Genomic DNA, 14,669 nt, shown 5'->3' with positions numbered 1-14,669 from the left:
ATAGTTGATGTCGAGGAACTTTACGTGTTTGATAAGCTGTCTGAACTGATTTCCCATGGTGAACTTCAGGATGCCTTATATGAGTTTCAGGATGAGTATTTTCACATAGATGAGAGAACTCCTTCTGAGGCTGCCAAGTTGTGCGTGCTTGAAGCGTCTATTTGGGAAGGTTTAAATGACGGTACAGCAGAACTAAGCGCTCTGTACAAGGGCCTTGGATATGACTTTAGCAACTATGAAATTTATTATATGCTTGGCCTGTATTACAGGAATATCAATGTAAATCAGGCTTATTTATGTATGGAAATGGCTCTTAATTACTGCACGTCTGATGAGGACAGGCAGGTAATTGAGAGCTCTTTTGATGTAATAAAGGCTTCGCCCGGACTCAGAGTAAGAAATACCAGTATCATGATCCTTTCCTACAACGACCTGGATATCTTGAAAATGTGTATCCAGTCGGTAAAAAAATATGCGCCATCAGGAAGCTACGAGATTGTGGTGGTGGATAATGCCTCGCCCCAGGAGGGTGTTGCCGAATATTTGAAAGAATTGGAAAATCCAGAAAGCGAAGATGAAAGCTGTTATAAACTGATTCTTAGCGAGGAGAATCTGGGCTTTCCTGCCGGCTGTAATCTTGGTGCCGCTAATTGCAATCCGGAGAATGATATCTTTTTCCTGAATAATGATGCTGTACTTATGCCTCTTTCTCTTTTTTGGCTAAAAATGGGGTTGTACGACAATCGTAGTGTCGGAGCGACCGGAGCTTTTTCCAACAGCGCATCTCTTCAGGAATTAAGCGGAGATATATTTGCTGAGTTTATTCCTGATGGAGTTATCACAGACGGAGACTATAACCTTTGGCACAAGAAGATGGAGCCTTCAGATGCTGTCAAAGTATTTGAAGACTATGCGGGCGCAGTTGTACCAACATACGTAAATCCTTATATTAAGACCTTCAGGCTTACGGGATTTGCAGTACTTGTATCCCGAGAGGCGATATGTGCCATACAGGAATCAGGCAGTGATGAGCCCGGTAGCAGACTCCGCATTTTCGATGAGATTTTCTCCCCTGGATATTTTGAAGATGATGATCTTGGAATCAGGCTTGCCTGTGCCGGCTATGAGCAGTACATCTGTAAGAACAGCCTTATCTATCACAATGGAGGCGGTGGATTCGAGGGCCATGCTGATGCCATGGAAAGAGGCCGTGAGAGATTTGAGGACAAGTGGGGCTTTGATATCTGGAGTTACAGCCTCCCTTGGGACTCAGCCTGTGATGAGGTTGTAAGACTATCCAAAGAGAAAAAAGGCATCCTTAAAGTTCTGGATTTTAGCTGCGGACTTGGAGCCAATGCTTCTTATATAAAAAGTAAGACTTCAAATGCTCGTATTTACGGAGTTTGCGCAAACTCTTTTGCTGCGGGGATTGCATCGAACATTGCAGATGAAGTTGCATTTGGGGATGCAAATACCTCAAGGCTTCCTTGGGAGGATCACTCCTTTGATGTTGTGATAGCCGAGAAGTCTTTTGTCAGCAAAGGACAGATAGGGCGCTATCTAAAGCCCGGTGGCGTTAGTATCTGCGAAGATGCGTTTCCATTTTAGAACGAATTACCGTTAGTATTTCATTTTTTCTTTATAAAAGTATCTTGGAAAATATGTTATCATTATTTGTAGGAATTGATGTAATTATTTAAGCTATTTTCAGTTGACAGCCAGTGCTTGGTGGGTAAAGAATGCCCTGACATCGAGGAGAAAACGCATGATTTGTCCGAATTGTAAGAATGTACTTCCGGATAAAATGAGTGATAAAGTGAACTTTTGCCCTATTTGCGGAGGAAAGCTCTACGTTGACGGTGAAGAGTATCTTATTGAGATTTTCTGCATGGGTCAAAGAAACTTAGACGGCGGATCAATAATGATATTTCTTGATGAGACTGTTCTTTATCAGGTTAATCCCGGAGAAAAGATATATATTAAAGTAAAATCCGGATTCCATTCCTTGAAATTCAGATACAAGATCAGAAATAAGGTAATTCAGGTTCTTATAGCCAATAATTATTCTATCCGAGTAAGCTATAACTCCTTAAGTGGGCTTATTGAGACCAGTATAAATGAAGTCGATGAAACCCAGTATGATGCGATTTTTTCTAACATCCAAATAAGCAAGCCGGATATGGTTTCTGAGAATGGTAAAAGAGGATTCGATATTATGCTTGGGGAGGACGATCCCGAGTATGAAATAGCTGCATCATCAGGTTTTAGGCAGGGTATTTTGAGGCTGTATGCTGAAAGACTTGAGTTTAGCAGTGAAAAAGACTTTAAAAATGAAATTGTTCAATATAAAGATGTTGTTGCGATAAAGAAGAAAATGGGTTCATTAGATATTGAATGCGTAGGAAATGTCCATAAAGTGTACAGTATTCCGAAAGATATCTACAACGAAGCGTTGGCATTTTTGAACAATAGAATCAGCGTTTTAAATGATGGATAAACAGTGATAGAGCAAACAGTGCGTATGTGCTGTTTGCTTTTTCGTTTATCAATATATAAATTGTACCGAAAATTAATGAGCGCAAAAACGTCATTAACGGTAAAAAGTCTTTAATTGTAACAATGAATTGTGAAAAAAGTGTGAACACTTTCGCAAATTCTTGTTATCGAGTCGATTTTCGTTAAAATGCCAAAAAACAGTCGGCAATCTTGATATATTTTTATTGGAAAATTCCCTAAAAAAGTGAATGACGAAAAACCGTCTATGTGATAGACTAGTGTAGCAAAAGGAAAGAAATAAAAGAAACATTTAGGAGGTAATGGCATGACTAAGGCAGAGATTTTAAAGAAGGAAATCTTACAGCAGTATAAGAGTGTCAGACAGTTTGCAATTGATATGTCTATTCCATACAGCACATTGGTAACAGCACTTGACAGAGGAATCGAGGGAATGGCTTACGGCACAGTAATCAAGATGTGTGATCGTCTTAACCTTAACCCAGTTGACTTCTCAACTCTTGAGCAGGGATCAGATCTTGGTAAGAAGATTGTTGAGAACCGCGTTATGCAGCAGTACGTTAAGCTTAACAAGGCTGGACGTAAGAAGATCCTTGACATGATGGGTGACTTCTCACAGCTTGACAAGTATCAGGCAGACTAATCTGTAGTATACAGATAATAAGTAAGATTACTGATAAGGGATGCGATTTATTCGCATCCCTTATTTCGTAGGAAGATAATTTCATATTATGATATAATGTTTAGGCTGAACTTAGAAACAGCAATTTATATCAAGGAGCATAAGTATGAAGTACGATTATTTGGTTGTTGGTGCAGGCCTTTTTGGTGCAGTCTTTGCCCATGAGATGGCTGTTAAAGGTAAAAAGGTTCTGGTAATCGATAAAAGAGATAATGTTGCCGGAAATATTTATACAGAGAATAAGATGGGCATAAATGTTCATCAGTATGGTGCCCATATCTTCCATACTTCCGATAAAGAAGTCTGGGATTATATAAATGAGTTTGCGGATTTTAATAATTACATAAACTCTCCGGTTGCTGTTTACAAGGATGAACTATATAACCTTCCTTTTAATATGAACACCTTCAGCAAGATGTGGAACATTAAAACTCCCGACGAAGCTAAGGCTATTATTCAGAAACAGGCAGATGAAGAGATAGATCGAATCAAAAGAGAAAAGGGAACCGATGAGTTTGAGGCATCCAACCTTGAAGAGCAGGCTCTTTCCCTTGCTGGTCGCGACATTTATGAAAAGCTTGTAAAGGGATACACTGAGAAACAGTGGGGAAGGGATTGTAAGGAACTTCCTGCATTTATCATTAAGCGTCTCCCAATGAGATTTATTTATGATAATAACTATTTCAACGACAGATATCAGGGAATTCCTATTGGTGGATATACTGCAGTAATTGAGAAACTTCTATTAATAGAGAGAAATGATTCTCTTCCTTTCGTATCAGGAAGCATTACTGTTAAGACCGGCGTAGATTACTATGACTTCATCAAGATGGAAGGAAACGTTCCTGCTCAGCCTTTTGAATCTGTAAATGGTGATAGCTTTGAGAAGATTCTTTTCACAGGTATGATTGATGAGTTCTTTGGATATAAGATTGGAACTCTTGAGTATAGATCACTAAGATTTGAGACAGAGGAACTTCCTGATGTGGATAACTACCAGGGCAATGCTGTTGTAAACTATACGGAAAGAGAAGTGCCTTATACCAGAATTATAGAGCACAAACATTTTGAGTACGGACAGGGCAAGGGCACTATTATTACCAGAGAGTACCCTGCAAACTGGAAGCATGGCGATGAACCTTATTATCCGATGAATGATCAGAAGAATAATGATCTTTATTCTAAATATGTAGAGCTTGCTAAAGAGTATCCTGATATTCTTTTTGGCGGAAGACTTGGTCAGTACAAGTATTACAACATGGATCAGGTTATAAGAGCAGCTCTTGATATGGTAAAAGAGATTTCTGAATAAAAAATAGCGGTGGGATTACGGGCCCACCGCTATTTTGTTGCCTACACTTCAGGCAACTTTATTATTTCAAATCGTACTTCTGCAGTAAGTACGACCGAAGCCATGAGGCACATTGTGTTAGTAATGTGAGCCAGGCTTTATATTAACAGTAATTATTGAACATCATTCCGGAATACTCACTTGTAATATATGGAGAAGAAGTATCCTTGTTATCCGGATTCTTATAATTAACTACCGGTCTGTCTACATATTTCATAGGATCGACAGATATATCTTTGGCTTTATCTATAAGAGCACTTGCAAATTGCTTGACCGGAGATAAGGAAATTATACTCTCGGCTCCGGATATTGCCTGGGTCAGAAGCTCGTCGTCAATCGAAAGAGTTCCATCGCCTTCTAATTTAATTCCGGTGTCCTCCATGGTAGCCATGTGCTTTTGAGCTATACCGACTACTTCGGATTTGAGTTTGTCACTCTTAAACTTAGAATCCTTATCACCGGAGGCATCTTTTATAAAATCATTATAGTTATCTATCAGTGAACTTATATGTTTCTTGAGGGCTTCATTATCTTTTTTGACACCGACACTTACTGGCTGACCGGGCACTGTCACATCCTTTAGCTGAAGTTCAAACTTTCCACCGACAGTGAATCTGTTGGAAATGGAAGCTTTCTCTTCACCATTAAGAGCAAAGTGTGCGTTGGAAGCGGGTGCCGATACCTGGTCGAGACCAAGATAGGAAACTGCTCCTGTCGCCAGTCCACTGGAAGATTCATATACTTCGAACTGACTGGTCTCTCCGGATTTAAGTCCGGTCTTGGTCGATGCAATCTGAAGTGAAGATCTTCCCTGAGAGTCTTCTATTATATTAGAAGTAAGACCTATATTTGCCTTATTGATCAGTTTGGAAATTTTATCCTGTATATCAATATTCCTATCAGTCTGATATATGCTGAACTGGAACTCGAATTCCTGGGATCCGACTCTTACATCAAAAGCGTAATCTTTGGCTGTAAGACCAAAAGAATCTTTTTGTAAAAATCTTCCTGTATTAACCTGAGCAGTAGCAAGTGAGGATACTTCAATACTAAAACCGGTATTTCCGATATCTTCTTCAGGAGTCTTTCCTATATAAGAAGCAACTACTTTATTTTCATCGGTAGTAAACCCGGAAGTGTGATCAAGTGATAACTTGTCCTCCTGGTTATTAAGACCTATAATATTACCCTGAAGTTCTCTTGCCTTTTCTTTTATCTCTATTGCGTCATTGCGCGATTTATCGTCATCGGTTAAAAGATAAAGAGGGGAATTCTTGTTGATTCTTGCAATCGACTTATACACATCCCGAAGCTCATCTTTACGGTGAGTATCAGCATGTGCAACATCTTTGGATACATAATCTTGTATGAAATGGTTGTAAGCGCCATTTAAAGAAATGCCTGCCATAATGCCCCTCCTTTCTTCCTTGATAACATGCGAATTGGTGATTCTGCCATTCCATTGGCATCTGTCGCACTTAGGGCATATCTAGCCACGTTTAGTTACTTACATAATACTAAATATATAGCAAATGTCAATGAAATAATCATAAAAATTGAACGATTTAATAAAAAGATTATAATTATGATTGGAAAACCGTTGACGGATGTAAAAGGTTATGATATATTAGACAAGCGACATAAGATTTACGTCTTTTTTTTATGCAAAAAAATATGTTTTGTGGCGCGAAGTATAGTAGATTAAAACGCCCGGAGGTGAGATAATGCGTACAAGAATTACACTGGCATGCACAGATTGCAAGAATCGTAACTATGACACAACTAAGGATAAGAAGACACATCCTGATCGTGTTGAAATGAAGAAGTATTGCCCATTCTGCAAGAAGCATACATTACATAAGGAAACAAAATAATCGTTTCTCTTTATTTATTAGGAGGTTGCTACGGGTATGGAAGAGACCAAGGTAGTATCAAGCAGTTCCAAGACTTCTGCCAAGAAGAAAGCTAAATCTAAGGACGGAGTATTCGCCAAGATCGCTAACTTCTTCACTGGGGTTAAGGCAGAGTTTGGGAAAATTATATGGCCTACAAAAGACGATATTATTAAGCAGACAACCGCAGTAGTTGTTGTTTCTGCTATTTGTTGCGCGTTGATCGCAGTATTGGACATTGTGTTTGAATATGGAGTGAACTTTATTACTTCTATATTTTAATTAAGTAGGACACATAAGTTATTAAAAAGGAGATAATATGTCAGAAGAAATGGAAAAGAATCTTGAACAAGATTCTGCCGACACAGTATCTGAAGAGGTATTATCAGATGCTTCTGAAAACCAGGAAGCAGAGACAGTAGCTGGAGACACATCAGCTAATGAGAATGCTCATTGGTATGTTGTTCACACATATTCAGGCTATGAGAACAAGGTTAAAGCTAACCTTGAGAAGACCATTGAGAACAGACATCTTGAGAATCAGATTCTTGAGGTAAGAGTTCCACTTCAGGATGTAGTTGAAGTTAAAAATGGTGCTCGTAAGAATGTACAGAGGAAGATGTTCCCAGGTTATGTTCTTGTGAACATGGATATGAACGACGAGACTTGGTATGTTGTTCGTAATACCCGTGGTGTAACTGGTTTCGTTGGACCGGGAAGTAAGCCTGTTCCTCTTACAGATGCAGAGATCAAACCTCTCGGTATTAAGACAGATACAATTTCTGTTGACTTCGGCGTTGGCGATGAGATTGCAGTTATCGCCGGTGTTTGGAAGGATACAGCAGGCGTTGTACAGAGAATGGATTTTGGTAAGCAGACAGCTACTATCAATGTTGATCTGTTTGGCCGTGAGACTCCGGTTGAGATTTCATTTGCCGAGGTCCGCAAGATCGATTCTTAATTATTTATGTTATTTAGGCGCTTTGCGCTTAGATATAAAGTTTCTATCCACTGAGTGGGAGTGTCGCTACGCGACATGTCCGACCACATATTTTCAGGAGGTGCCATTATGGCAAAGAAAGTCGAAGGATATATTAAGTTACAGATCCAGGCTGGTAAAGCAACACCAGCACCACCAGTTGGACCAGCACTTGGTCAGCATGGTGTAAACATCGTTGAATTCACAAAGCAGTTCAACGCTCAGACAGCAGATAAGGGTGACGTTATCATCCCTGTTGTTATCACTGTTTATGCAGACAGAAGTTTCACATTCATCACAAAGACTCCACCTGCAGCAGTTCTTCTTAAGAAGGCAGCTAAGATCCAGAAGGGATCAGGAGTTCCTAACAAGACTAAGGTTGCAACTGTTTCTAAGGAAGACATTAGAAAGATTGCAGAGACAAAGATGCCAGACCTTAACGCTGTTGACATCGAGGGTGCTATGAGCATGATCGCTGGTACAGCACGTAGTATGGGTATCGTAGTAGAAGACTGATGGAGGATGAGAGATGAAACACGGAAAGAAATACGTAGAAGCTGCTAAGCTTATTGATAAGACTCAGCAGTATGAAGCTGCAGAAGCTATCGCTCTTGTTAAGAAGTCAGCTACTGCAAAATTTGATGAGACTGTAGAATTACACATCAGAACAGGCTGTGATTCACGTCATGCTGATCAGCAGATCAGAGGCGCTGTTGTTCTTCCTAACGGAACAGGTAAGACTGTTAAGGTTCTTGTTTTCGCTAAGGGAACAAAGCTTGACGAGGCACAGGCAGCTGGTGCTGATTATGTTGGTGGCGAGGAGCTTATTCCTAAGATCCAGAACGACGGATGGCTTGATTTCGACGTTGTTGTTGCAACACCTGATATGATGGGCGTTGTAGGACGTCTTGGTAAGGTACTTGGACCTAAGGGTCTTATGCCAAACCCTAAGGCTGGTACAGTAACAATGGACGTTACAAAGGCTATCGCTGATATCAAGGCTGGTAAGATCGAGTACAGACTTGACAAGGCTAACATCATCCACGTTCCAGTTGGTAAGGCTTCTTTCACAGAAGAGCAGCTTGAGCAGAACTTCAACGCTCTTATGGATGCTATCACAAAGGCTAGACCTTCATCAGTTAAGGGTCAGTACCTCAAGAGCATCACTCTTGCTACAACAATGGGCCCTGGTGTAAAGGTTGTATCTAACAAGTATTGATACTAGTATATCCAGATTATTTAAGCCATCGCAGAAATGCGGTGGCTTTTTTGTTGTGTAGTGGGATTGCGATAACCACCGCCTGCGCCTTGATAATAATATGCATGGACAAAGCCTCGTAGTTCTGGACATTCTGAAAAGCCAAATCATTGGATTTGTCTTTTCTCCATAGAACTAAAATCGTTTTGTTCATGCATATTTATTATTACGGCACAGACAGGGTTATCTCAATCGTCGCTTCGCGACAAATATGCAAACCACTATTTCAGCGTTTGATTTTCATGGTATACTATCTTCTATGGGGAAAAATGATAGAAGATACGACAAAAGAAAAGAGCATAAAGGTGGCACCTATGATAGGCGTTCGGTTGATTATGTAGGGGGGATGTCTACATCGGCGCTGAAAGCCTTTTTTATAACCCTCTTTGCAATTATAGCAATTGGAATACCAATGCTACTTATAGCCAGTGGTATTAAGAAGGGGACCTTTGGAAAAAAGGATAGTAGCCCAAATGATTACTTTGCCACGAATTGGGAGGCAATTCCGGAAGCTGACAGGTTTGTAGTAACAGAAACGACAAAAGTGTCAGAAGGCGAAAACGGCGGAGAATCACAGGAAAACGTAAAGTGGGAGATCCCTGAGGAAGATAAGGATTACACTCATGTAATTGATACTATGGATGCAGATTGTGTGACGATAGGCTTTGCCGGGGATATTTTATTTGATGATAATTATGCTGTAGGAAATTCTTTTAAAAAGCATGGAAATACAGCAGTTGGTGTTATTGGCGATAGTCTGCTAAACAGAATGAAAATGGTAGACATTATGATGGTCAATAATGAATTTCCTTATTCCAGGGGAGGTTCACCAACTGAAGGTAAGACCTATACTTTTAGGGCCAGGCCTGAGACTGCGACAATTCTAAATACGATGGGTGTTGATATAGTGGGCCTTGCTAATAATCATGCCTATGACTACGGACAGCAGGCTTTTCTGGATACCATAGATACGTTAGAATCCGTAGAAGTTGAGCATGTGGGTGCCGGTAGAAATATAGAGGAAGCATCCCATCCCATTTATTACCAAACAGAAAATGGCATGAAAATTGCAATCATCTGTGCTACGCAGATAGAGAGAACCTCTAATCCTGATACAAAAGCTGCAACAGATACTTCGCCGGGAGTATTCAGATGCATGGATGATACTCTTTTACTGGAAAAAATACGGGAGGCAAAATCTAAAAACGCCTATGTTATCGTTTTTATCCATTGGGGAACCGAGAGTACTACTGAGCTTGATTATCTGCAGAGAGATCAGGCTAAAGAGATAGTAGATGCAGGGGCTAACCTCATAATTGGTGGGCATCCTCATGTACTACAAAAAATAGACTACGTAGAAAATGTTCCGGTAGTCTATAGTCTTGGAAATTATATATTTAATTCAAAAACTCTTGATACCTGTATGGTTGTTGTAACGCTTCATAAGGATGGAACCGTTAATTTACAGTTTGTACCTGCTATTCAAAGCGACTGCAAGGTAAATGAGGCGTTTGGAGATGAAGCTCTTAGGATAATCAACTATATGAATTCTATGTCTTCATATGCGACTATTGATAGTAACGGCTATATCAGCCACAGATAAACATAAAGAAAGCTACCTGGGAACCGGGTAGCTTTTATGCTGTAACAAGATTTTCGGCTTTTTTAACGCATCTATCTACGAAGTAGCGTGCTTTTTGGAAGTCTTCTCTGTTTGGGTGACTTAGCGCGCTATCATATATCTTTAGCATTGCATCGATTTTTGCATCATCACATTTTCCACGATAGCTTTCGTATTTATCCCGTATGGATTCCTGCATCCTTCCCTGGCAGAAATATGAACCGAGGAAATTATTACTCTCTGATAGCCAGGCTGTTGCATTCTGGGCTAAGCCGGAGTAATAGGAATCGGTGTTACCCATTCCACAGGTTCCAAATACAGCCACATTTCTATTATGAAGAGAAGATAAGATATCAATTATTTCAAGGCTGCAGGAGCCTCTGTTTGCCCAAAAGCCAATGAAATAATTCTCGGCATCCAGGGATCCGTTCCAGGTTCTAACATCAACAATAGCCTTGTCATCTTTCTTGGATGGTAAGGCTTTATATATTTCTTCAGCAACTTTTTTTGTGTTGCCAGTTTCACTGGCATAGATCACAAGATACTTGAGCATAGGCATTTCATTACATTAAAACTATGGAAAACCGCTACCGACAAGTACATTTTAGGTATAAAGCACCACAAATACAAGAAACATGGGATTAGATTTGTCTTAAAAATCCATTATGCTCCTATGAATAAAGTTGGCAGTCTATAAACAAAATGAGCAATAAATAAATAAGGGCGAAAGCACGGATTGTACCAATGTTGATTTAAGGTTTGGGAATGAATATAATGTAATGTGGATTTATGTGTTTATAACGGAGGATGAATATGCATATTCTGATTGTGGGCTGCGGCAATGTTGGACAGACACTTACACAGCAGCTTAGCAAAGAAGGACATAATATAACTGTAATAGAGGAAAAGAGTAGCGTTCTTCAGAATGTAGTAAATAGCTACGATGTAATGGGAATAGTTGGCAATGGAGCCAGTTATTCGATTATGAAGGATGCCGGAATTGAGACTGCTGATCTTATGATTGCGGTTACTGATTCCGATGAGCTTAATCTTCTTTGTTGTCTTATAGCTAAAAAGGCAGGTAACTGCCATACTATAGCCAGGGTTCGTAACCCAATCTACAAGAAGGAAATCAACTTTATCAAGGAAGAACTTGGTCTTTCTATGGTAATCAATCCTGAAGAGGCAGCTGCTAATGAGGCGGAGCGTCTTTTGAAATTTCCATCAGCAACTAAGATTGAGACCTTCGCAAGAGGTAGAGCTGAGCTTGTTAAATTTGTCATTGACGAGAACTCAAGACTTTGTGATAAGGCTCTTAAGGATATTCCTGCGGACCTTCGTAAGCAGGTACTTATCTCAATTGTTTCCAGAGGTAATGAAGTATTTATTCCTGATGGTAATTTTGTACTTCGCGCCGGTGATGAGGCTACAGTATTTGCATCCAGCAGAAATACTGTGAATTTCTTCAAAAAGCTTGGGCTTCCTACAGCCAAGGTGCATTCAACCATGATTATCGGAGGAGGAGAGACGGGCTTTTATCTTGCTCAGAACCTGCTTCCTCTTGGAATCAAGGTTACTATCTTTGAAAGAGATCCTGTAAGGTGCAAGGAGTTGTCAGATCTTTTACCACAGGCACTTATTATCTGCGGAGACGGAACTGATAAGGATATGCTCCTTGAGGAAAGCGTTACAAGCGTTGAATCCTTTGTTTCACTGACTAACCTTGATGAAGAGAACATCATGTTGTCTATGTATGTTAAGAGTATTAACCCTAAAGCCAAGCTTATTACTAAGGTTCACAGGGTTAATTATGGTGATATTATCGGATCTCTTAACATTGGAAGTATTATTTATCCCAAGAATATCACAGCGGACAGAATCGTTCAGTTTGTAAGAGGTATGTCAGCTTCCAAGGATAGTAATATCGAGACTTTGTACAAGCTCAATGATGACAAGGTTGAAGCTTTGGAATTTATCGTAAGAAAGGGATCTCCTGTTATTGGAATTCCTCTGGCTCAGCTTCATCTCAAGAAGGGCATTCTGATTGCATGCATCAATCACTACGGAGATATCATCTCTCCAAGTGGAGATAGCGTTATCAGAGACAGAGATACCGTAATCGTTGTTACTACGAGAACCGGATTAAAAGACATAAGTGATATATTGGAGAACTGATAAATGAATTACTCGATGATCAGATTTGTTCTGTTTAGACTTTTGAGGGTAATGGGAGCTCTTTTTACATTACCTCTCATAGTTGCGCTTATTTACAAAGAATACGACAGTGCATTGTCATTCTTTATACTGGCAGCTATCAGCTTTGCAGTAGGCGCTATCTTTACTATAAAGAAGCCTCAGAACAAGGTTATTTATGCAAAAGAGGGCTTTGCCATCACAGCAGTGGCTTGGATTGCGGTTAGTATGATGGGAGCTATTCCCTTTGTTATTACAGGAGCAATACCTAATTATATCGATGCTCTTTTTGAAACAGTGTCAGGTTTTACCACCACAGGAGGCAGCATCCTGACTACAGTTGATAATATGGAAAAGAGCGTACAGTTCTGGAGAACCTTTACCCACTGGATTGGCGGAATGGGAGTTTTGGTATTCCTTCTGGCTGTAGTGCCAATGGCTGATGGCTACAGTATGCACCTTATGAGAGCTGAGTCTCCCGGGCCTGTAGTCGGTAAGATAGTTCCCAAGGTAAAAGATACAGCGAAGATTTTGTACTTTATTTATTTTGGAATTACTGTGGCAGAGATTGTCTGCCTTATTATTTCCGGAATGCCTGTATACGACGCTATAACTATTTCTTTTTCCACGGTTGGAACGGGCGGATTTGCAATTCACGATACCGGAATGATGGGATATTCTCTTGTGAGTCAGGCAATTATTATATTGTTTATGGCTCTTTGCGGAGTAAACTTTACCGTATATTATTTTCTCCTTAACAGAAAGCCCAAGGAAGCTTTTGCAATTGATGAGGTTAAATTTTACTTTGGCACTATGATAGCTGCGGCAGGACTTATTGCCTTTAATGTGTACAGAAGTGGATGCGTGACGGACCCAAGGCTTGCTTTCCATCATTCATTGTTTTCTGTGACTTCTATTATGACTACAACCGGCTTTTGTACCCTTGATTTTGACACCTGGCCTATGATGTCCAGACTCATTCTGGTGGTTCTGTCTCTGGTAGGAGCCTGTGCAGGATCTACAGGTGGTGGATTTAAGTTTTCAAGAGCCCTTATTGTTATCAGAAATGCCAGAAATGAGCTGAATTTCATTGTTCATCCTAAGGCTGTTAAAAGAGTGTATATGGATGGACATTCAGTGGAGGGAACAACGGTTAAGTCGGTTACAGCTTATCTTGGAATATATGTTATTACTTTTATTGCCTCAACTCTGGTGGTTTCTTTGGATAATTTTGATTTCCAGACCACGGTCACCTCTGTTGTTGCAACTCTTAATAACATAGGCCCCGGTCTTGGCATGGTAGGACCTACGGGAAATTATGCGGAGTTTTCGGTACTTTCCAAACTTGTTCTTATGTTTGATATGCTTGCGGGAAGATTGGAACTTCTGCCTATTTTCATTATCCTCAAGCCTAAGACTTGGAAGAGATGAAATTCTAAAATTTTTATAAACAAATGTTAAAAAAGTCATTGAAAATTGTGTCCAAAGTGTGATAATATTTAGTAGGTTTTGTGAATTGGATTTTTATGTAGGTGATTTTTTATGAATAACACAAGGAAATGGGCTATTGCATTCCTTGTTTCTGTGCTTTTTACATGCTCTATGTTTGCAGGTAAGGCTGTTTATTCCAAGAGCCAAGGAACTGGCAATAGGGATTTGGGTGATCTGGTTCAATCCGATGTTGTCTATACCCTTAATGGATATCTTGGATTAGATGAAAACGCAGATGCAGAGGGCAACAAGGCTGATTCTTCAGGTCATGATGTTGATGGAATGGGGAGACTTACTCAGAGAGTTACAATAGTAAGTGATGGAAATGTTCTTCCTATCAGCGGCACAGTTACCAAGATGCAGGATGCGTACTACCCAGGTACTTACGAAGTTAAATTTGGCAATAAGGCTATTTTGACAACACAGGCAAGTGTGCATGTCAAAATCGATGTTGATAAGAATGAGCAGGTTTATATCCTTACAGGAGACAAGGATAAGGGTTATACACAGGTAGATGTTGTTACTGCTGATTCCGACAACTGTGTAGTTTTCGATACGAATATTATTCAGGACTATACAATTTCTAAAACTGATATTATCAGCGCTCAGGCCGCTATGGCCAGTGTGCTAACCAATTGAATGTATTGAGGGAAAAAGAGCGGTTCATCGTTTGATGAAACCGCTCTTT

At 39.9% G+C, this 14,669-nt stretch carries 15 protein-coding genes; 13 read left to right on the top strand and 2 right to left on the bottom strand.

Features of this window, described 5'->3' with window-relative positions; all coding sequences use genetic code 11:
* Window positions 1-24: 24 nt before the first annotated feature.
* The 4 genes from G613_RS0109815 (at window position 25) to glf (ending at window position 4,508) form a co-directional block, all read left to right on the top strand.
* A complete protein-coding gene (locus G613_RS0109815; RefSeq protein ID WP_029232500.1) occupies window positions 25-1,608 on the top strand; it encodes a glycosyltransferase in 1,584 nt (527 codons plus the stop codon).
* A 157-nt stretch (window positions 1,609-1,765) separates the two neighbouring features.
* Window positions 1,766-2,497, top strand: coding sequence for a zinc ribbon domain-containing protein (locus G613_RS0109810; RefSeq protein WP_029232499.1), 732 nt, complete (start codon window positions 1,766-1,768; stop codon window positions 2,495-2,497).
* A gap of 324 nt (window positions 2,498-2,821) precedes the next feature.
* Window positions 2,822-3,157: a hypothetical protein gene (locus G613_RS0109805; RefSeq protein WP_013281692.1), complete on the top strand. Its 336-nt coding sequence runs from the start codon at window positions 2,822-2,824 to the stop codon at window positions 3,155-3,157.
* A gap of 145 nt (window positions 3,158-3,302) precedes the next feature.
* Window positions 3,303-4,508 carry a UDP-galactopyranose mutase gene (glf, locus tag G613_RS0109800; RefSeq protein ID WP_029232498.1) on the top strand — a complete coding sequence of 402 codons (1,206 nt, stop codon included), beginning with the start codon at window positions 3,303-3,305 and terminating at the stop codon, window positions 4,506-4,508.
* 142 nt (window positions 4,509-4,650) lie between these two features.
* Here the strand turns inward: glf and fliD are convergent, their stop codons facing one another.
* On the bottom strand, window positions 4,651-5,955 hold the full coding sequence (fliD, locus tag G613_RS0109795; RefSeq protein ID WP_029232497.1) for a flagellar filament capping protein FliD: 1,305 nt from the start codon (window positions 5,953-5,955) through the stop codon (window positions 4,651-4,653).
* Between the two features lie 316 nt (window positions 5,956-6,271).
* On the opposite strand from fliD, the gene rpmG reads away from it, so the two are divergent.
* The 6 genes from rpmG to G613_RS0109760 all read left to right on the top strand — a co-directional run bounded on the left by rpmG (window position 6,272) and on the right by G613_RS0109760 (window position 10,279).
* Window positions 6,272-6,421 carry a 50S ribosomal protein L33 gene (gene rpmG / locus G613_RS0109790; RefSeq protein ID WP_013281689.1) on the top strand — a complete coding sequence of 50 codons (150 nt, stop codon included), beginning with the start codon at window positions 6,272-6,274 and terminating at the stop codon, window positions 6,419-6,421.
* A gap of 36 nt (window positions 6,422-6,457) precedes the next feature.
* On the top strand, window positions 6,458-6,721 hold the full coding sequence (gene secE, locus G613_RS0109785; RefSeq protein ID WP_029232496.1) for a preprotein translocase subunit SecE: 264 nt from the start codon (window positions 6,458-6,460) through the stop codon (window positions 6,719-6,721).
* 37 nt (window positions 6,722-6,758) lie between these two features.
* Complete coding sequence (gene nusG / locus G613_RS0109780; protein ID WP_029232495.1) at window positions 6,759-7,400, top strand: transcription termination/antitermination protein NusG; 642 nt, start codon at window positions 6,759-6,761, stop codon at window positions 7,398-7,400.
* Window positions 7,401-7,508: 108 nt separating this feature from the next.
* Complete coding sequence (rplK, locus tag G613_RS0109775) at window positions 7,509-7,934, top strand: 50S ribosomal protein L11 (protein ID WP_029232494.1); 426 nt, start codon at window positions 7,509-7,511, stop codon at window positions 7,932-7,934.
* Window positions 7,935-7,947: 13 nt separating this feature from the next.
* Window positions 7,948-8,637 carry a 50S ribosomal protein L1 gene (gene rplA, locus G613_RS0109770; RefSeq protein WP_029232493.1) on the top strand — a complete coding sequence of 230 codons (690 nt, stop codon included), beginning with the start codon at window positions 7,948-7,950 and terminating at the stop codon, window positions 8,635-8,637.
* 298 nt (window positions 8,638-8,935) lie between these two features.
* Entirely contained in the window at window positions 8,936-10,279 is a 1,344-nt protein-coding gene (locus G613_RS0109760) for a CapA family protein (RefSeq protein WP_196805053.1), read from the top strand.
* A gap of 34 nt (window positions 10,280-10,313) precedes the next feature.
* Here G613_RS0109760 and bilS read toward each other — a convergent pair whose 3' ends face one another.
* A complete protein-coding gene (gene bilS / locus G613_RS0109755) occupies window positions 10,314-10,850 on the bottom strand; it encodes a flavodoxin family protein BilS (protein WP_029232491.1) in 537 nt (178 codons plus the stop codon).
* 260 nt (window positions 10,851-11,110) lie between these two features.
* Here bilS and trkA point away from each other — a divergent pair, with 260 nt between their 5' ends.
* The 3 genes from trkA to G613_RS0109740 all read left to right on the top strand — a co-directional run bounded on the left by trkA (window position 11,111) and on the right by G613_RS0109740 (window position 14,620).
* Window positions 11,111-12,472: a Trk system potassium transporter TrkA gene (gene trkA / locus G613_RS0109750; protein ID WP_029232490.1), complete on the top strand. Its 1,362-nt coding sequence runs from the start codon at window positions 11,111-11,113 to the stop codon at window positions 12,470-12,472.
* A 3-nt stretch (window positions 12,473-12,475) separates the two neighbouring features.
* Window positions 12,476-13,921 carry a TrkH family potassium uptake protein gene (locus tag G613_RS0109745; protein ID WP_029232489.1) on the top strand — a complete coding sequence of 482 codons (1,446 nt, stop codon included), beginning with the start codon at window positions 12,476-12,478 and terminating at the stop codon, window positions 13,919-13,921.
* Between the two features lie 111 nt (window positions 13,922-14,032).
* A complete protein-coding gene (locus G613_RS0109740) occupies window positions 14,033-14,620 on the top strand; it encodes a hypothetical protein (RefSeq protein WP_029232488.1) in 588 nt (195 codons plus the stop codon).
* Window positions 14,621-14,669 lie beyond the last annotated feature (49 nt).

Source organism: Butyrivibrio sp. VCB2006 (assembly GCF_000420945.1).
In the GTDB taxonomy this organism is placed as follows: Bacteria; Bacillota; Clostridia; order Lachnospirales; family Lachnospiraceae; genus Butyrivibrio.
The sequence above is the reverse complement of the archived record's forward strand: the minus strand, read 5'-3'. Positions and strand labels throughout refer to the sequence as shown.